Origin of the sequence: uncultured Caballeronia sp., from assembly GCF_964243625.1 — a bacterium.
GTDB lineage: Bacteria > Pseudomonadota > Gammaproteobacteria > Burkholderiales > Burkholderiaceae > Caballeronia.
Genome location: NZ_CAXTGZ010000009.1, coordinates 1 through 18,030 on the forward strand (window position 1 = coordinate 1; position 18,030 = coordinate 18,030).

Annotated in this window: 18 protein-coding genes; 10 read left to right on the forward strand and 8 right to left on the reverse strand. The window is 60.4% G+C overall.

All coding sequences use genetic code 11. The features are described from left to right. Together ACFFAR_RS01240 and ACFFAR_RS01245 are read right to left on the reverse strand one after the other, a co-directional pair. The coding region (locus ACFFAR_RS01240) for a MetQ/NlpA family ABC transporter substrate-binding protein (RefSeq protein WP_375507419.1) at positions 1-302 on the reverse strand (302 nt) is incomplete at its 3' end. A 126-nt stretch (positions 303-428) separates the two neighbouring features. Then, positions 429-1,853: an FAD/NAD(P)-binding protein gene (locus ACFFAR_RS01245; RefSeq protein ID WP_174362234.1), complete on the reverse strand. Its 1,425-nt coding sequence runs from the start codon at positions 1,851-1,853 to the stop codon at positions 429-431. A gap of 1,008 nt (positions 1,854-2,861) precedes the next feature. Here ACFFAR_RS01245 and ACFFAR_RS01250 point away from each other — a divergent pair. Next, positions 2,862-3,155, forward strand: a complete 294-nt coding sequence (locus tag ACFFAR_RS01250; protein WP_256701356.1) for an HU family DNA-binding protein — start codon at positions 2,862-2,864, stop codon at positions 3,153-3,155. Positions 3,156-3,436: 281 nt separating this feature from the next. On the opposite strand, the gene ACFFAR_RS01255 is transcribed toward ACFFAR_RS01250, so the two are convergent. Then, entirely contained in the window at positions 3,437-4,015 is a 579-nt protein-coding gene (locus tag ACFFAR_RS01255) for a TetR/AcrR family transcriptional regulator (RefSeq protein WP_375507420.1), read from the reverse strand. A gap of 105 nt (positions 4,016-4,120) precedes the next feature. Here ACFFAR_RS01255 and ACFFAR_RS01260 point away from each other — a divergent pair, with 105 nt between their 5' ends. The 3 genes from ACFFAR_RS01260 to ACFFAR_RS01270 all read left to right on the forward strand — a co-directional run bounded on the left by ACFFAR_RS01260 (position 4,121) and on the right by ACFFAR_RS01270 (position 7,063). Next, positions 4,121-4,861, forward strand: coding sequence for an SDR family oxidoreductase (locus tag ACFFAR_RS01260; RefSeq protein ID WP_174362232.1), 741 nt, complete (start codon positions 4,121-4,123; stop codon positions 4,859-4,861). Between the two features lie 85 nt (positions 4,862-4,946). Further along, positions 4,947-5,654, forward strand: coding sequence for a FadR/GntR family transcriptional regulator (locus ACFFAR_RS01265; RefSeq protein WP_075360231.1), 708 nt, complete (start codon positions 4,947-4,949; stop codon positions 5,652-5,654). Next, a complete protein-coding gene (locus ACFFAR_RS01270) occupies positions 5,651-7,063 on the forward strand; it encodes an FAD-linked oxidase C-terminal domain-containing protein (protein ID WP_174362231.1) in 1,413 nt (470 codons plus the stop codon). Before ACFFAR_RS01265 ends, ACFFAR_RS01270 begins: the two co-directional genes overlap by 4 nt. Before the next feature lie 84 nt (positions 7,064-7,147). Here the strand turns inward: ACFFAR_RS01270 and ACFFAR_RS01275 are convergent, their stop codons facing one another. Beyond that, positions 7,148-8,140: a 2-dehydropantoate 2-reductase gene (locus ACFFAR_RS01275; protein WP_174362230.1), complete on the reverse strand. Its 993-nt coding sequence runs from the start codon at positions 8,138-8,140 to the stop codon at positions 7,148-7,150. 140 nt (positions 8,141-8,280) lie between these two features. Here ACFFAR_RS01275 and ACFFAR_RS01280 point away from each other — a divergent pair, with 140 nt between their 5' ends. The 5 genes from ACFFAR_RS01280 to ACFFAR_RS01300 all read left to right on the forward strand — a co-directional run bounded on the left by ACFFAR_RS01280 (position 8,281) and on the right by ACFFAR_RS01300 (position 13,991). Continuing rightward, positions 8,281-8,733: a MarR family winged helix-turn-helix transcriptional regulator gene (locus tag ACFFAR_RS01280; RefSeq protein ID WP_375507421.1), complete on the forward strand. Its 453-nt coding sequence runs from the start codon at positions 8,281-8,283 to the stop codon at positions 8,731-8,733. A 569-nt stretch (positions 8,734-9,302) separates the two neighbouring features. Then, entirely contained in the window at positions 9,303-9,827 is a 525-nt protein-coding gene (locus ACFFAR_RS01285; RefSeq protein ID WP_062001039.1) for a spore coat U domain-containing protein, read from the forward strand. Between the two features lie 17 nt (positions 9,828-9,844). Further along, positions 9,845-10,570: a molecular chaperone gene (locus ACFFAR_RS01290; protein ID WP_062001038.1), complete on the forward strand. Its 726-nt coding sequence runs from the start codon at positions 9,845-9,847 to the stop codon at positions 10,568-10,570. A 164-nt stretch (positions 10,571-10,734) separates the two neighbouring features. Beyond that, a complete protein-coding gene (locus ACFFAR_RS01295; RefSeq protein ID WP_174362228.1) occupies positions 10,735-13,032 on the forward strand; it encodes a fimbria/pilus outer membrane usher protein in 2,298 nt (765 codons plus the stop codon). A gap of 5 nt (positions 13,033-13,037) precedes the next feature. Then, a complete protein-coding gene (locus ACFFAR_RS01300) occupies positions 13,038-13,991 on the forward strand; it encodes a spore coat protein U domain-containing protein (protein WP_372237099.1) in 954 nt (317 codons plus the stop codon). A 6-nt stretch (positions 13,992-13,997) separates the two neighbouring features. Here ACFFAR_RS01300 and ACFFAR_RS01305 read toward each other — a convergent pair whose 3' ends face one another. From ACFFAR_RS01305 to ACFFAR_RS01320, 4 genes are all read right to left on the reverse strand, one after another. Next, positions 13,998-14,297 carry a hypothetical protein gene (locus ACFFAR_RS01305; RefSeq protein WP_174362227.1) on the reverse strand — a complete coding sequence of 100 codons (300 nt, stop codon included), beginning with the start codon at positions 14,295-14,297 and terminating at the stop codon, positions 13,998-14,000. Between the two features lie 181 nt (positions 14,298-14,478). Beyond that, on the reverse strand, positions 14,479-15,240 hold the full coding sequence (locus ACFFAR_RS01310) for an alpha/beta fold hydrolase (RefSeq protein WP_075360238.1): 762 nt from the start codon (positions 15,238-15,240) through the stop codon (positions 14,479-14,481). Beyond that, on the reverse strand, positions 15,237-16,271 hold the full coding sequence (locus ACFFAR_RS01315; protein ID WP_174362226.1) for a M14 family zinc carboxypeptidase: 1,035 nt from the start codon (positions 16,269-16,271) through the stop codon (positions 15,237-15,239). Before ACFFAR_RS01315 ends, ACFFAR_RS01310 begins: the two co-directional genes overlap by 4 nt. A gap of 21 nt (positions 16,272-16,292) precedes the next feature. Then, on the reverse strand, positions 16,293-16,919 hold the full coding sequence (locus ACFFAR_RS01320; RefSeq protein ID WP_375507422.1) for a hypothetical protein: 627 nt from the start codon (positions 16,917-16,919) through the stop codon (positions 16,293-16,295). 7 nt (positions 16,920-16,926) lie between these two features. Here ACFFAR_RS01320 and ACFFAR_RS01325 point away from each other — a divergent pair, with 7 nt between their 5' ends. Then, the gene (locus ACFFAR_RS01325) at positions 16,927-17,994 is read left to right on the forward strand and encodes an NAD-dependent epimerase/dehydratase family protein (RefSeq protein WP_174362225.1); all 1,068 of its coding nucleotides are present in this window, start codon (positions 16,927-16,929) and stop codon (positions 17,992-17,994) included. Positions 17,995-18,030: the final 36 nt, after the last annotated feature.

Genomic DNA, 18,030 nt, shown 5'->3' on the forward strand with positions numbered 1-18,030 from the left:
CTCAGTGGCAGCTTGTGATCGTCCAAAAATTTTTTCAGGTAGGTTTCGTGCTGGAGCGCGTTGGCGTCGAGTGCACCGTCCGCAAGCGCGAGATTCGGCTGAACATAGTCGGTGAATTCGACAATGGCGACCTTGCAGCCCTCTTTCTCCAGCAGCGGCTTGATGCCATAGCGGATCTGGTCCACGTAAGGTCCGGCTGTCGCGCCGAAGCTGATCTCCTTCTTGTCCGGATCGGCCGCATGAGCCGACGCGGTTATAACGGGCGCAAGCAACGACACATGGATTTCCCGCAGCAAAGTCATTCTCTCTCTGATTTGTTCTCGAGTGGTTAGCTTGCAAACAGCTTGCCGACAAGAACTTAGCGCAAACGTAATCTCCTGCTAAACAAGAAATTCTCCTTTGATATGCGGCGTCATTGCAGCAAGGTTTCAATGCTCCGAATACGCGAGCAAGCTGCCGTCCTTCAGCAGCCGCTCGAGATGCCGCGCAATGTCCGGCGCGCCGGTCATTTCGCCGAAGCTTCCGCGGGTCATCGGGCCGAATGCGAAGAGGCCGGGAGACACGTTGCCGTCGGCGTCGAGTATGCGGCTTTGAAGATCGGTATCGAGACCTGTCTTCACAGCATCCAGACGCGCGAGCCTGCTTTCGAGCAATGACTTCACGAGCGGGTTTCTATCTATGTCGCGAGCCGGTCCCGTGCAGAACACCACGGCGCCGAATTCATGTTCCTCGATGTGTCCGCCGCGGCGTTTGAGTCCCACGCGAAAGCCGTGCAGGGAACGCTGTATTTCGCCGATACCGGCCGTAACCACGTTCATCTGTCCCGTTCCAATTGCGTGTTCAATGGCCGCGTGAATTTGCGGCGCGATACGGAACCGATGCACGTCCCAGAACGGCAGCAACTTTCTGACAACACGGCGTTGCTCGTGCGCGGGCAACGCGTTCCAGATGCGCGGAAGCTCGAAACGAAATGCGTCTGCGGCGGGCTGCCAGCCGATGTTCGCCTGTTTGTCACGCGCGATCCGCTGTCGCAGTATTTTCACCAGCTCGCGCGCGGTCGAAGGGGGCGCCGTGTTGCCGAGGAAGTCGGCGGCGTCGGCGAAAATGCCGTGCGGTTGCGCTCGCAAACCGCGCCGCGAGATCGCCGTGATACTTCCACTATGCTCGCGTCCTATCAGCGTCACGGCGACATCGGCCATGGTCAGGCCCGTGCCGACCAGCAGCACGGATGCATCTTGCGGGATCGCGTGCAACGCGTCATGTGACCATGGATGCGCGATCAGACGCGGATCTCGCAACGCGTTTTCATCGATACGTCCCGGTGGCTGCGACGGCGTATGTCCAAAGCATAGCGCCACACGCTGCGCTTCGAGTTGGCCGCCGTCGTCCAGCTCGACGATGTAACCCGAGTTGCTTCTGGTCAAGCCCGTAGCGCTCGCACGACGATGACTCACGCGCACGTGCGCAGCGGCTTCAGCCACGACGTCTTTCAAGGTTGCATCGACATACTCGCCATACCGCTGACGGGACACGTAGTAGTGGCCTTGTTCATCTACACTACCTGCTTCCAATGCCTCATGTTGCTTGAGCCAGCGTGTGGCGTGCGTCGAGTCATTTGCGAAGAGGCTCATCCGGTCGCTCGGGACGTTGATCCGGTGCAACGGCTCTGTCGTTCCATAAGCGATTCCACGACCCAGATCCGCCGATGGCTCCACGATAATGAAGTTGAGATCCACGCCAGCAGGGCGTGCCTGGATTGCGTGAATCACAAACGCGACGCCTGTAAATCCGCCTCCAATGACGAGTATGTTCGCCATGGTTCCGTGATCCGGTGTTGCCGATGAATCGATCATGATGCTGAAGTCTCGTAAAGCGCCTGTTCGGAGCAGGCCACAGCGTGAGCAAGGTGTGTCATGTCGATTGCCTGGCGTTCACGGTCGTTACGCATACGGTACTTGAATGCATCGCTCAGAACGTGGAGGAACTCGAACGGGACGGGGCGTGCATGCGCGAAGCTGATCTTTCACGTGGCCATGAAGCGAGCCGGGGTCGTCCCGCATGCCTTAAATGTTCGCCACCGGGTTTGATGTTATGACAACGCCGATTCATTCTCGCGCGGTGAAGCCTGCAATCAGGTGTCGAGGATACATCAGACCGGCCATCCATAGAACGCTGCGTAAAGCTTGAAATTCACTAAGCTAGTGAGGAATCGCGGGCACCTGGCTGGGAGAAAGCAAGTTCGGCCGGGGACGGACAATGATCAGAATCACAGGCTTTTCAAACTCGGCGGAAATTGAACAACAGCCTTTAGTATTAATTCGGATGACTAACTAAATGCCAACTGTGATCAGATCGTCTTTCTGGTGCTTTGAAGCGCCGACGCATTTCCATCGCAGTAGGAGCGAACGACGATCTAACGGCATGAACTGCTACGCAACATTTAGCGTTTCGCTTCAAAACTGAGTCAGCCCTCGGTTTGTCTGATGTTAAGCGTGACGCTGTTCGCGAGCATACAATCCCTGTTTTATCGAAAGCTAAAAGTAATGTTTAGACGCTTTGCGTGACAATTGTTTTGATGCGGTAAACAAACGCACCACGCCAGAACTTCGAAATTAAACGCGTTTTCGGTGGACTTACCCGTCGAAGCCGACAAAACCGCATCGGGGTTTCCTGTCGCGCGTCAACCGGGTTAACATTCCGCGCTCACCTTCCCATGGCGGCGGCCCGGCCAAAGGCCTGCCGCACAGCGGAATCGGCCGGAATCGCCTGCCCTGTCAGGGTGAAACTGATTTGCCTCCGACCGCCGCGTCCGGTAAGGTGACGCTTCCACCGTGCGCTCGCATGGGCAGTGAGTCGTACCCATCTTTGAGAAAACAGAAATGAACAAGCAAGAACTCGTTGACGCCGTGGCGTCCGCTACCGGCACCAGCAAGGCTGCGGCTGCCGAGGCTATCGATGCATTTATCTCTACCGTGACGCAAGCCGTTGTGAACGGCGACAGCGTTCAGTTCGTCGGCTTCGGCACGTTCAGCACGGGTGCGCGGGCTGCACGCACCGGCCGCAACCCGAAGACCGGCGACACCATCCAGATCGCCGCTGCCAAGACGGTCAAGTTTACCGCCGGCAAAGCGTTCAAGGATTTGGTGAACCAGTAAGACTGGCCGTCATGTCCCGCATCGCGTTCTAGCGTCGGACACGGTCGAGCACCGCTTGGGCGGTGCTCGTGGAGCGGGCCGGATCCATCAGCGATCCGGCCGTTTCAAATCTGGGTGCACTTCGAGGCCATGATCAACCAAGGCCGTGATCAACCAATCATTCTTTTCGAACATTCCCTTCGGTCCTTTACACGTCAATCCTTCTGACTCGTGGGCGCTTGCTTACTCCTTTCGATCAGGATTGATGTCTGACACTTGGTCGCTCCACCATTCAGCGCAAGCTAACGCGCTCGCGACAAATCCTCAAGAACCTTCACCAGCAGTTGCTTGAGTGATTTTCGCCTGGGCAACGCGCCTTCGTTCGAATCTCCGGCAACCCGGATGAGCGCAAATCCCACAATCTGCGCGGCCACCAGAGCGCCGCGCTCGCGCGCTTCACGGCCGCCTATTGCCTTGACTAACGGCGCAATGAAGTCGCGGTGAAGGTATTCCGAGAGTATGGGTCCGGCCGTCACGCTGCCTATGGAAGCCAGCAACAAGCGCAACGGATCGTATCCCGAGCGCCATGCGTCGTCATCGACTTCGCCCATGAGCAAGCTCGCCGCGCGTTCCGGCAACGCTTCGATCCCGTCTGCCAGGAGCGCTTCGACTTCAAACGCCTGCGATGCAATCTCGCGGAACAGGTTTTCCTTCGAGCCAAAGTAACGCAGCACCATGGCCGGGTCGAGGTTGGCATCGGCCGCGATTTCACGAACGCCCACGCCGTCGTAACTGTTCTGCGAGAAGCGGATTTTCGCGGCATCGAGGATACGCGCGCGCGACGCTTCGGAATCTCGCGTGACCTTTTTCGGGGTCTGCATCGTGAAGGGTCGCCCTTTAACTTTAAACTCTGATTTTATCAACAGTCGTTGACAAGCGCCATTTCCGAATTTAGTCTACGACCGTTGACTTAATAAGGAGCGATCATGCGTCTTGACGGAAAGCGCGCTGTCATCACCGGCGGAAGCAGCGGCATCGGATTCGAAGCCGCGAAATTATTCATCGAGCAAGGCGCGCGCATCGCGCTGATTGCGCGCGACCGTGCCCGGCTGGACTCGGCGGTGGCGAGTCTGGGGACGGGCGTTATCGGCGTGGCGGCGGACATCTCCCGGCCCGACGCACTCAAACTCGCAATCACCGATATACATAACCAGCTTGGCGGTATCGATATCCTGTTTGCGAATGCGGGTGTGTCGGAGACGCCGCCTATCGCGGAAACGTCGGAGCAGGCCTTCGATGACTTCATGAGCATCAACGTCAAGGGCACGATCTTCACGCTGATTCACGCGTTGCCGTTCTTGCGCGACGGCGCGTCGGTGATCCTCACGGGGTCGGTCGCCGCTCGCAAAGGCCGGCCCGGCGATCCGCTTTACGCGGCGAGCAAGGGCGCGATTTGCAGTTTCGGCAGGACGCTGGCCATGGACGGCGATGTGCTCGCGCGCCGCATTCGCGTGAATGTGCTTACGCCCGGCGCGACCGCTACGCCGCTGACGCGTGAGGCGACCGGGAATCCGGAGGTTCGGGCGTATATCGCGGAGATGGTGCCCATGGGCCGATGGGGCGAAGCGTGCGAGATCGCGCAAGCGGCGTTGTTCCTTGCCTCGGACGCGTCGTCGTACATCACTGGCTCGGAGATCACGGTCGACGGAGGCCTGGCACACGTCTGAATCAACGGCTGGCGCGAACTCCGGATTTCCCGATTGAAAGTTTTCATATAACATGCAAACCGGATAAATCGAGAAAGAGCGAATCTTGTTGCCCAAGGCCCTTACCCTGACGCATCAGGTCGCGCAGCAATTGACGCGCGATATTGGCGACGGTGTTTACCCGGTCGGGACAAAACTCCCGTCGGGCAAGGACCTCGCGCTCCAATTCGGCGTGAGCCAGTCGGTGATCCGCGAAGTCACCGAGCGTTTGCGCGCCCATGGTCTGATCGATAGCAGGCAAGGCGCCGGCTGCACAGTCACGGCACGCACGCAGAGCGGCGGCTTTCAGGTTCCGCAGGCGGTCGGCGCCGACCGCGCCGACCTTGGCGCGGTGTACGAACTGCGGCTCGATCTCGAAGGCGCGTCCGCGGCGCTCGCTGCCGTGCGCCGCACCGACGCCGACATCAAATCGCTGGAAAGCATTTTGCAATCCCTCGCCGATCACCTCTACACCCCCGAACCGGCAGTCGAGCTGGACATCGCGTTCCATGTGGCAATCGCGCATGCCACGCATAACCGTTACTACGTCGATCTGCTGCAGTACCTGAACCTCCAGATCCGCCAGGCGGTGCAAACGGCGCGCACGCATTCGCTCGCGCTTGACCGGCTGCCGGACGCCGTGCATCGCGAACATGTCCGTATCTTCGACGCAATCCGCGCTGGCGACGCGCTCGCTGCCCGTACGGCCGCAACATCGCATCTGCAAAACGCCGCGGCGCGGCTCAACCTCGACATCACCCCTCGCCAACAATGACCGATCTCGCCTTCTCCCAACGTCTTGCCGACAAGCTCGGAACCGACGCCGTCATCACATCTGCCGATGAAATCGCCCCGTGGCTCTCGGATTGGCGCGGCATGTACAAGGGCCAGGCGCAGGCGGTTGTGCGTCCATCGACAACGGACGAAGTCGCCGCATGTCTTGCCTTGTGTTCGGACGCCCGCGTGCCCGTGGTGCCGCGCGGCGGCAATACCGGTTTGTGCGGCGCCGCCACGCCCGATGCGAGTCCGGCCAACGTGATCCTGAGCCTCGATCGCATGAACGCGATTCGAAGTATCGATACCGTGGGCAACACGATGGTCGCCGAAGCCGGCTGCATTCTCGGCAACCTGCAGCGTGCCGCCGAAGAGCAGCACAGGTTGCTTCCGTTAAGCCTTGCGGCCGAAGACTCGTGTCAACTGGGGGGCAACCTCTCGACCAACGCAGGCGGCGTCAACGTCGTGCGTTACGGCATGACGCGTGAACTCGTGCTCGGCCTTGAAGCGGTGTTGCCCAACGGCGAGATCTTTCACGGGCTGCGCACGCTGCGCAAGGACAACACCGGCTACGACCTGAAGCAGTTGATGATCGGCTCGGAGGGCACGCTCGGCATCATTACCGCTGCAGCACTGCGGTTATATGCACGCAATGACGTGCGCGTGGTCGTGCTGGCCGCGGTGAATTCGTCGCAGCAAGCGCTGGAACTGTTCGAGCTTTTGTTCGAGCGCGGCGGTCCGCGCATGCAGGCATTCGAGTTCTTCACGGCGCAATGTCTGGACATGGTGCTCGCGCAAGTCGAGGGCATGCGTGCGCCGTTCGCCGAACGTCATCCGGCGTATGTGTTGATCGAACTCGCGGATACCGTCGATGAGCCCGCGTTGCGCGAACTCGTGGAAACGGTGATCGGCGAAGCGCTGGAGCGCGAGCTATGCGCCGATGCTGCGGTTTCCGAGTCCATTGCGCAGGTAAATAGCATGTGGCGTTTGCGGGAAGAGATATCGGAGGCTCAACGCGCCGATGGACCGCACCTGAAACATGACGTGTCGCTGCCGATCGAATCGATTCCAGCGTTTCTCGAAACCGCAGGCAAGCGAGTGGAAAATCATCGCGAGGGCGTACGTCTGATCGTTTTCGGTCATTTCGGCGATGGCAACCTGCACTACAACCTCTCGCGCCCGGCCGGCGCGCCACGCGATTACTTCGCGCAACATGGCGAAGGCCTGACCGCCGAAGTGCTCGACGAAGTCGCGCATTATGGCGGAAGTATCAGCGCGGAACATGGCATCGGACAGCTCAAGCGCGAGTATTTCAATCGCTATAAAGACCCGCTGGAGATCCGGCTCATGAAGGAGATCCGCAAGGTCTTCGATCCGAACGGCATCATGAATCCGGGCAAGATTTTCTGAGCGGTTGTAATCAGCGGGACTTCCCGCCAAACCGTATCGCGCGAGCCCCGCGTGTCTTATTGGCTAAGGGCTGTTGGTCGTACTTCAAGCCTGTTTGATCAGATTGGCGTTCAGTTGCCCGACAAGCCCGTAAAGCACGCTGATGAACGGCGCCGGAATCCCCGCCTTCACTGCAATCTCATATGGCGCGCCGAGAATCGCCTCGATTTCAAGTTGGCGGCCAGCTTCCACGTCCTGGAGCATCGATGTCCTGAACGCACCGAGCTTGCGCGTCATCGCGTTGCGGGCGTCAGTGGTCATGGTCAGCTCGATCCCGATCTCCTTGCCAATGCGCCGCGCCTCTTCCATGACGGAAACAACCAGGCTCTTGGTGAGCGGATCGTCCAGGATCACGTCGCCGGTTGATCGCGTAATGGCGCTGATCGGGTTCATGGTCATGTTGCCCCACAGTTTCACCCAGATGTCGCGGCGAATGTCATCGGACGCGACTACGTCGAACTGGGCGTGACGCAACAGTTCGACGGCACGAGCCGCGCGATCGGCCATTCGCGCGGATCCCGGGCCGATGATGAGCTCGTTGCCGTAGCCTTTCCGGATCACGCCGGGCTCTGCAATCGACGATGAAATATGCACCACGCATCCCGATGCCTGCGATGGCGGCAGCGCCGCCGACACCACGCCTCCAGGGTCCACGGACTCAAGACGCTGACCTGCGAGCGCACCGCCGAATTCGTTGAGATACCACCACGGCACGCCGTTCATGACCGACACGATATGCGTTCCGGGACCGACGAGCGGCGTGAGCGAAGCTGCCGCCGCAGTCAGTGCGGGCCCCTTCAGGCAGATGAAAAGCAGGCCTTGCACGCCCAGCGTTTCGGGCTGATCGGTTGCATCGACTTTGAGCGTATAGCGATCATCGCCATCAATCACGCTGAGGCCGCTGCGTTTTATGGCGTCAAGCTGCGCGCCCCGCGCAAGCAGGCTGACCGCCTGGCCGGACCGCGCGAGGCGGGCCGCAACGATACCGCCAATGGCGCCGCCGCCAACCACCGTGATTTTTCCATCTTGCGTATTCAAAACTCTGCCCTCCAAGCGAATCTTGTCCCGAAAGCCCGGGATTGAGCTAAGCTGATGCTATCGATTAATTGATGCGTGCGCAAGCATCTAAAAACCGCTTGTGCGCTTTCGTCGGAATGCAAAAAAGCCGGAGGAAAGAAATGAACAATACGACCATGATTCAAAGCCTGTTCACGTATCGATTGCATGTGCTGAAAAAGCAGACCGACAAGGCCATGAACGAAGCGTTCAGCAACGGTATTGCATTGACGCTGACCGAAGCTCGCGTCTTGTTGAGCGTGGGGTCGTTCGGTGCGCTTTCGGTATCGGATCTGGGCCGCGCGTCGAATCTGGATCGCAGCCAGGCGAGTCGTGCAACGGACATTCTCGAGAGAAAAGGGCTGGTGGAAAAGACATCGAACGCAACCGATGGCCGTGGTGTTGTCGTGTCGCTGACCACGAAGGGCAAGAAAACATATTCGCGCGCCGCGACGATTGCTCAGGCGCAAAACGACGAAATACTTGCCGCGCTGCTTCCTGCGGAACGTAAAGCAATCCATTCGATGCTCGCGAAACTGGTCGCCGCGCAATGCATGGAAGCAATGGCTGAATGATGTTGATGGCGGCTTGCATTGAATTCCAATGCAGGTGAAAAGTATCCTGCGGCATATTATTGGGGTGAGCCGAACGCGCAGTATGTAGCATGGCGCGTGGCGGTCGATTACAGAGTGCCGCCCATATCTGCCGGATAGTGCGCGGTGTGGGGCAAACAAGATGGCATTCCCGCATCAACCCGATATAACCGTGGGTGGCCTCAATATCTGATTATCCTGCTGGTTATAAACAAACCGTCGTCAATGTGTAATCCTCGAGCCGTGCAATGCGATTTGACGTTGCGCGCGCGATCCCCGGCCAGCAGCGCATCCGATTAAACGTCCAGCGAATACCTAAGGTGTTGTTTTACTGCCGAAACCCGGCGAAGGGTTTATAGGGATGTCTCCCGCGCCAGTCGTTCTATAACGTACGCGCACCGGTCAGTAATAACCCGACCTCACAAAGTGATCTGAAACATCGTTTCAATCAATTAACTTGGAATTGTTTTATTCAATAGGTAATATGAATCTCAGCGCTGCTGCAACGCTGTATATAAATCAAGTCAGCGCACTGAGAGAGAGGTGCCAAAATGAAGCCGAGATTCATATCTTCCGTGCTCGCGGGCGCATTGCTTTTCGCGCCGGTTGTACAAATCGCGAATGCCGCTGTTTATACCAACGGTACGGCGACCGCCACATTTACCGTATCGCTTACGCTGCAAGCCAATTGCACGATTGCCGCCACGCCTTTGAATTTCGGCACGAACGGCGTATTGGCAACCGCGATCAACCAGCAGACCACCCTTGCGGTCACCTGCACGAACACCACGCCGTACAACGTCGGACTCGACGGCGGCAGCGTGGCCGGTTCCACGGTTGCTGCGCGCTTGCTTGCAGGGACTGCCACGGGCAATACGGGTACGACGGTAGCCTTCCAGTTGTATCAGGACGCCGGTCACTCGGTCCCCTGGGGCATCACCCAGGGCACGAACACCGTGGCGGGCACAGGCACCGGGGCGGCCCAGTCCATCACCGTGTACGGTCAGGTTCCTGCGCAAGCTACACCGAAACCTGATCTCTACCAGACCACAGTCACCGCGACGGTTTATTTTTGATCGCCCACGGCGGTTTCATGGCAAGTATCCGGCGCTACGGTGGGGTTCTGTTCGCGCTCCTGACGTGCACGGCGCAGGCCGCCACGCTGCAGATATCGCCCGTGATGGTCGACCTGCAGTCGAACGAGAGCGCAACGGGCATCACGCTGCGTAATCCCGGCGACAAGCCCTTGTACGGGCAGGTACGCATTTTCCGCTGGGATCAGGTCAACCGGGACGACGCGCTCACGCCGACGCAGGAACTGGTCGCCAGTCCGCCGCTGATCCAGATCAGCGCACAGTCGGATCAGCTCGTGCGGCTTGTGCGGACATCGCCTGCTCCCGTGGGGACCGAGCAGAGCTACCGGATCCTGATCGACGAATTGCCTGCGCCCGATACCGCGCCGGCAGACGGCGTGACAATACGCCTGCGCTATTCCGTGCCGGTGTTCGTCGAGCCTGCGGGCAAGGCGACCGTGCCAGCGCTTTCCTGGTCTCTCGCGCACGACGCGAAGGGCTGGGTCCTGCGCGTGGATAACACGGGTGCCAGGCGCGCGCAGATCGCGGCAGTGCAACTGGTGGACAGCGCCGGCAAGCTCCATGAGATCAACAAGGGACTGCTTGGGTACGCGCTCGCCGGGCGCGCCCGCCAATGGTCTGTGCCGCTTCCCGCCGACGCCGATCTTCGCGGCGCCGTGACGGTACGGGCCGCTGTCAATTCATTGCCGCTCGAGGCCGTGGTGACGGTTGCGCCGCCGGGCTGACCGGCGCCACGAACTCATCGCTGCCTTGTTGTCGAGAATGTCGCCGAGAGCTGACATGATGCGTCCCCATTCAATCGATGAGAATACGACGACGCCCCATACGTCATTCACATGGCTTCCGCATCGCGCTTGTCGCAACGGGGCTGGTTGCTGTACTGGAGTGCATGTGTGCTTTTGCGCAGGGGCAATCGCAACCGCAGCCCGGCCCTCCGGTCCGTCCCGACGCCAGCGCGAACCAGCCTCATGACGTGTACCTCGAAGTGATGCTCAATGGCGAGCGTTCCGCCTTGATCGCGCAATTCCGCGAGCTGAACGGCCGGTTGTCGGCGAGCGGCAAGGACCTCGATAACATCGGCCTGGCGATCGACCGGCTCGGCATCACGGAGACAGCCGAGGTGCCGCTCGATTCGATTCGCGGGCTGCATTACACCTATGACGCGGCGCGCCAGCGCGTCACGCTGCAAGCGCCGGACGCCATCCGCAAGCCCTATACGTTCGATACCCGCGCGCTCACTGCCACGCCGCCCGCCACATCGTCGCGCGGGTTCCTGATCAACTACGACGCCTACGCGCAATCCAACACGGACGCACAGCTCGCGATCTGGAGCGAGGAGCGTTACTTCGATCCCGCCGGTGTGTTCAGCAATACGGGCACCGCGTACCTGTACAAGAACGATCATCGATACACACGCTACGACACATCGTGGAGCACGTCGGACCCCGCCACGCTCGACACGAAGCAGTTCGGCGACACCATCTCTTCGTCGCTCGCGTGGTCGCGCTCGGTGCGTATCGGCGGATTTCAGTGGCGCAGCAACTTCGCGCTGCGCCCCGATCTCGTCACGTTTCCCTTGCCCGCGTTCGGCGGCTCGGCGGTCGTGCCTTCATCGGTGGATCTGTATGTGAACAGCGTGCGCCAGTTCAGCGGCAACGTGCCGAGCGGTCCGTTCATTGTGAACAACGTGCCAGGGATCACCGGCGGCGGTCAGGCGACGGTGATCACGCGCGATGCGCTGGGCCGCACGGTCGAGACATCGGTGCCGCTCTATGTGGATACGCGTCTGCTCGCGGCCGGTTTGTCGAGCTATTCGTTCGAAGCCGGGTTCCTGCGTCGTGCGTATGGACTGGACTCGTTCCAATACGATCCGAAGCCGGCGCTGAGTGCATCGGCGAGGCATGGGCTGAACGACTACCTCACACTCGAAGCGCACACCGAAGCCACCAGCGGCGTTTATAACGCAGGGGCCGGCGCGCTCGTACGCATGGGGATGGCCGGCGTGCTCAACGGATCGCTCTCGGCGAGCACGGGGCGGCTTGCGGGTACGCAGGCGAGCCTGGGCTATGAATTGATCGAGCCGCATTTTTCCATCGATGCACAAAGCATCCGCGCGTTCGGCAACTACGGCGATCTTGCTGCACGCGACGGCTCGCCCGTGCCTACCGCGACCGATCGCGTCACCGTGGCCGTTCCTTTTTTCAGCACGCAAACGTTTTCGGTGAGCTACATCGGCTTCAGGTATCCGCAGGCGCAACCTTCGCAGATCGGATCGGTGGCCTACACGTTGAACGTGGGCAACCTGGCTTCGGTGAACCTCAGCGCGTATCAGGATTTCCGGCAACGCGAGTCGCGCGGTGCGTTCCTCAGCGTGAGCTTCGGGCTTGGCAACAACACGTCGGTGAATGCGACCGTCGGGCGGCAGAACGGGCAGTCGAACTACAACGTCAACGCAAGCCGGCCGCCGAACTACGACGGCGGCTGGGGATGGGGCGTGCAGGCAGGCAACGCGGGCGCGTCGCCGTATCGGCAGGCGCAGGTGCAGTATCTCGGCAGCGGCGGGGAGGTGACGGCGCTCGCGCAGCAGATCTCCGGGCGTACGACCGGGTCCCTCGATCTGTCGGGAACCGTCGTGATGATGGACGGCAGCGTGAAACCCTCGCGCCGTATCTACGACGGCTTCGCGCTGGTGTCCACGGACGGTATTGCCGGGATTCCCGTGCTGCATGAGAACCGCGTGATCGGCGTGACGGATCGCGCGGGGCATCTGCTCGTGCCCGACTTGAACTCTTACCAGGACAACCGGGTTGGCATCGATGGCATGAAGCTTCCCGCCGATGCCCGGATCGACACCACGACAATGAACCTCGTGCCGCAATCCCAATCCGGCGTGCTCGCGCATTTTGGCGTGACGCGATACAGCGCGGCATCGGTGATTCTGCAGGGGCTCGACGGCAAGGTGCTGCCGCCGGGCGCAACGGTGCGGCACGAGGAGAGCGGCAAGGAGACCATTGTCGGGTTCGACGGGCTGACGTTCATAGAGGGTCTGCAGAAAGAGAACCATCTCGTGGTCGACAGCGGCGCGCTGCATTGCCGCGTGACGTTCGCCTACACCCGGCCGGACGATGGTTCGCTGCCGACTATCGGACCGTTGACTTGCTTGAGCAAGGTGGGAGACGTGCGATGAAACGCATGTTCTTCCTGTTCGTCATGGCGATCGTGTTGTCACTTTCGATGTCCAGCCGCGCCAGTGCGCAATCGTGCACGGCGGTCGCGACGGACCTGAACTTCGGCACGGTGAGCCCGATCAGCCGGGCCTCGTCCGCGGCGACCAGCACCGTCAGCGTCACGTGCACGTGGCCTGCCGTCACGCTCGTGCCGAACGCGCAGATCTGCCTGAATCTCGGCGGCACCAGTCCCCGCCAGCTTCTCAACGGCACGAACCAGATGCAATACGACTTGTATTCGGACGCAGGGCATTCGGTGTCTTGGGGTTCGACTGCCGCGGGCACCACGCCGATCTCGTTCACGATGTCCAAACCCGCGCTCAGCACGACCCTCACGCAGCCAGTGACGGTTTATGGACAGATATCGGCGAACCAGCCGACCGTGCCGAGCGTCGGCAACGCCAGCACGCTTTATACGCAGAGTTTCAGCGGCACGCAGACATCGCTGAACGTGGGGTTTTATCTGCTGGGCACGGGGCTCGCATGTTCGACGCTGGCCGCGAGCGGCACCTTCGGATTCAGCGCGAACGCGACGGTGGTCAATAACTGCAATATCAGCGCGACGAACATCACGTTCACGCCGGCCGCATTGCTCAACACCGCGTTGACCGCGAGCGGGACGATCACGGCGCAGTGCACCAACGGCGATGCTTACAAGATCACACTGGATGGCGGTTCGAACGGCACGGTGGGCGCACGCAACATGCTGCGTACGGGCGGGGCGAAGATCGGCTACCAGCTTTATATCGATCAGCAGTTCGCCACGCCTTGGGGCGATGGCACCGCGGGGACATCGGCGGCTACGGGGACGGGCACCGGGCTCGCGCAGGTGATGAGTGTCTATGGGCGTGTGCCCGCGCAAACCACGCCGGCGCCGGGTACCTACACGGACACGATCACGGCGACGATCAGCTTTTAACCCGGCTTAAAAGCCGACCATCCACACAGTCGCCGCTGCGGGACCGCCGGCGCTGGCCGACGAGTACAGCGCGGCCGGCTGCTGCGCGGGATCGACCGTGACAAGCGCGATGTCGTAGGGCTGCCCGTGCAGGCACGACACGCTCGGCCGCACAACCGGCGAGGGTTCTACGGCCGACTGGATCATGCAGCTTTCCTGCACGATCAGGCTGACGGAGATGGTCGTCAGTTCTGTTGGCGAAACATTCGATGCAAATGCACCCGGCAAGAGCGCACTCATCGCGAGCGTCAGGGTTTTTCGCAACATATCAGGTTCGGAGGTGGCGCCGGGCACGAAAAGCGCCGGACCGAATAGTGCAAACGGATCCGGCGCAAAGAGACACTGCATGCTTAGTAACGGCGTCTTCCGTGAAAACTTTAGCCGTCTGAATGCAGCGGTGCCAGGGTAACCGGCATTCTCAGGGAAAATCCATCCCGCGGTGTTTTCTTCAGCGCAACGTCTTCAGCCATCCGGCGATTGCGTCGGCGGTCCAGACGGGATCGTCGTGGGGAAGATCGTGGCCGGCCCACGCGTGTTGCCTATGTTCGGCCTGCCACTGCTTCGCAATGCGCTCGGAACACACCGCTTTGACAAGATGATCCATCTTCGATGACAACAGCAGTGTCGGACACGCCGGCGCCTGCTCGCCGGCACGAAACCGCGCAGCGGCCCAAAGCTGCCGCAATGCGTTTTTCGCGCTTACGGGCGCGACCCGGCGGATCGTGGTCCACACGGCGAGGTCATCGTCGAAGGTGTCCGTGCGGTTGCATGTCACGCCGTGGATGATGCCTTCGCATCGCAGCGGATCGTTCCACAGGGCGGCCGCGCGCAGCAATTGCGGCCATGCGGCAAGTTGCAGGCGTTCTTGCATGGCCGCGAACGGCCGCATGCTCGTGTTGATCAACACAAGGCGTTCGATATCCTCTGGATATCGTTGCGCCCAGTCGGTTGCGACCATGCCGCCAAGCGACATCGCGAGCAACCGGTAGGGCGGTTTCAGTCCTGCTGCGGCTGCGCGCGAGCGCACGAAAATGGTCATGTCGGATACGTTGAGGTGCGCAGCCAGTGCGCTTTCGCGGCCATTTCCAGGCAGGTCGAGCAGCGTGACCTGATCGCCGGGCAGGGCTGCTTCAAGCCGCAGATGCTCCAGGAACTTGCCCCAGTGGCGCCCCTCGCGCGTCAGTCCACGCAGCAGGATCCAGGCGCTCATCGCGATGACTTGCGTTGCCAGTGTTCCATCGCGTGCTCGAGGATGGGGGCGCGCGCATCGCCTTCAGGCATCCATCTGTTCGATGCAAACGCCGCGCGTGTCAGGAAATCGAAAAAATTCGCGTGACGACGCAGCACCCGTTCCACGCGATGCGCCTTGATGGGATTGAACATGCCGAGACGCGAAAAAAGCTGGCGCGGATTCTTGCGGATCCAGCGCCATGAGCCGAGTTCGAGAGTCATTGGCAAGAAGACGTTGGACGGCGGCGTCTGGTCATACGCGCAATCCCACAAGTCGCCATGAAGCAGGTATTGATGGCTCTGCGGCTCGAACGCATAACCGTGATGCGGGTACGCCTGTTCGAACATGACCTTGAGCTGGTACATCTCCGGAAGATGCGGCATCTGCTTTTGCGTGCGCGCGTACGGAAACCAGATGCTGTCGTCCCAACCGTAGCCCGAGTGACAATCGAGCGCGAAGCTGAGCGGACGGTTCATCAGTTCGTGCTTGACGACTCCAAGCAGCGCTTCGCTTTCGACTTCGAGCGCGGTGTCACGCGCTCCGCGATACCACGGCAGCCACGAACCGATCCGCTGCCCGCCCGCCAGGAATGGCACACGACCCTCCGCGTTTTGCGGGGCATTGCGCATCAGGTCGACGCCGTTAGGGTTCGACCGCGTGTTTGCCCACATGCCGCCAGGATTGACGATCGGCATGAAGACGAGCCGCACCGATTGCAGTTGCTGAAGCAGCAGTTCGTCCCATTCGAGGCGGCGCAGCAGTGCACGCATGTAGTCGAGGATGAGTTGCGTGCCGATACGCTCCAGCCCGTGCACGCCGCCAAAAAAGCCGATGGCAGGCGCTTGCGGATCTTCCGAGCCGATGCTTGCAGTCAGGATAGGGAAGGTGCGTGCGCCCGCACGCACCTCGTCGACCGTGCGAGTTTGCAGACGCTTCGCGCCTGAACTCAGGATGGCGTTTAGATCGTCGAGCTCCGCAAAGCTTTCGGACGCCACGCGTAAAGTACTCATGCCACGGCCCGGTTAATTGAATCAGGACTTGACTGGCCTGCCCGTCTTGACGGTCTCGACGGCAGCAACCGCAGCGGTAAGCTGTTCGATATTCGCAGCCTCGAGTATGAGCAGTCCGGCGCGCAACAACTCGCCTTTTTTTACATGCACGCCGTTCGCGAGGCATTTTTGTTTCAGCGCGGCGATCTTGTCGTAATCGGATTTCGGCATCGTGAAACTGTCGCGCACGACTTTTTCCTTCTTCGCGCGCTTGGGCTTTTCGTGGGTGTCGGGCTCAGCGGGTGCTGTTTTGACTTTCGACTTGACCGGCACTTTCACGGCTTTCGCCTGGACTTCAGTGGCGGCTTCCACGGCTTTGGCGCTTGCCTTGCGTTTGCTGATCGCAACAGGCGCTGCAGGAGTGGTTTCGATTGGCGTGGCGTTCAAAATTTCAGCGGCTTTCTTGCTTGGGCTCTTCGTGGTGGATGCGTGCATGAGGTCTCCGGAAAAATAATAGTACAAACAGTATATACGGTTTATTTCCCTGTTCAAAAACCGCTGCTCGCGATAACTGGGCGGCACGTGTGCCGGATTACTGCCATCATTGGGAACGTTTGTTGCCTGATGCCTTGCTGTCCAGGTCACCCCGTCCACCTTCTTTTCATTCAAATTTCCGATGACGAATCGCGCACTTATAGTTGGAGTCAGCGGCATCGCGGGCAGTAATCTCGCGGACCGGCTCATTGAATCGGGCTGGGAAGTCCACGGACTTTCACGCGGCCGCACGCCCGTTTCGGCGAACGTCAAGCCGGTTACTGCCGATCTGACGTCGGCGGAATCGGTCAAGGCGGCGCTCGAGGAAATCGATGTCACGCACGTATTTCTCACCACATGGGCGCGTCAGGCGACCGAGAGCGAGAACATCCGTGTGAACGGCGCCATGGTGAGCAATGTGCTCGATGCGCTGGAGCAGGGTCCATCGAAGCTCGAACACGTCGCGCTCGTCACCGGGCTCAAGCATTATCTCGGGCCGTTCGAGGCATACGCAACGGGCGCCGTGCCCGACACGCCATTTCGCGAGAGCCAGGGTCGTCAGGACGTCGATAACTTCTACTACGAGCAGGAAGATCGCGTATTCGCCGCAGCGAAGCGGCAGGGCTTCTCATGGAGCGTGCATCGTCCGCATACGATCATTGGCTTTGCCATCGGCAACGCGATGAACATGGGTACGACGCTCGCGGTGTATGCAACCCTCTGCAAGCATTCGGGGCTGCCGTTCGTGTTCCCCGGCTCGCCGATGCAATGGAACGGCCTCACCGATATGACAGATGCACGTATGCTGGCACGCCATCTCGAATGGGCCTCGACCACGGACGCGGCAAAGAACGAAGACTTCAACATCGTGAATGGCGATGTGTTCCGCTGGAAATGGATGTGGTCGCGGATCGCGGAGTACTTCGGCGTGGAACCCGTTCCCTTCGATGGCGAAGTGCGGCCGCTCGAAAGCCGGATGCAGGAGAGTGCGGCGCTATGGAGGGAGATCGCCGGCCGCTTCGACCTTGTGGAAAGCGATATCACCAAGCTTGCATCGTGGTGGCACACCGATGCAGACCTCGGCCGTCCGATGGAAGTCGTCACCGACATGGCCAAGAGCCGCAAGCTCGGGTTCCTTGATTTCCAGCCTACCGATGAATCGTTTTACGATCTGTTCGACCGGCTGAAGGTACAGAGGATCATTCCTTGACCGTGGCGGCATAGAAAACCGCGCCCGGTTCATGAT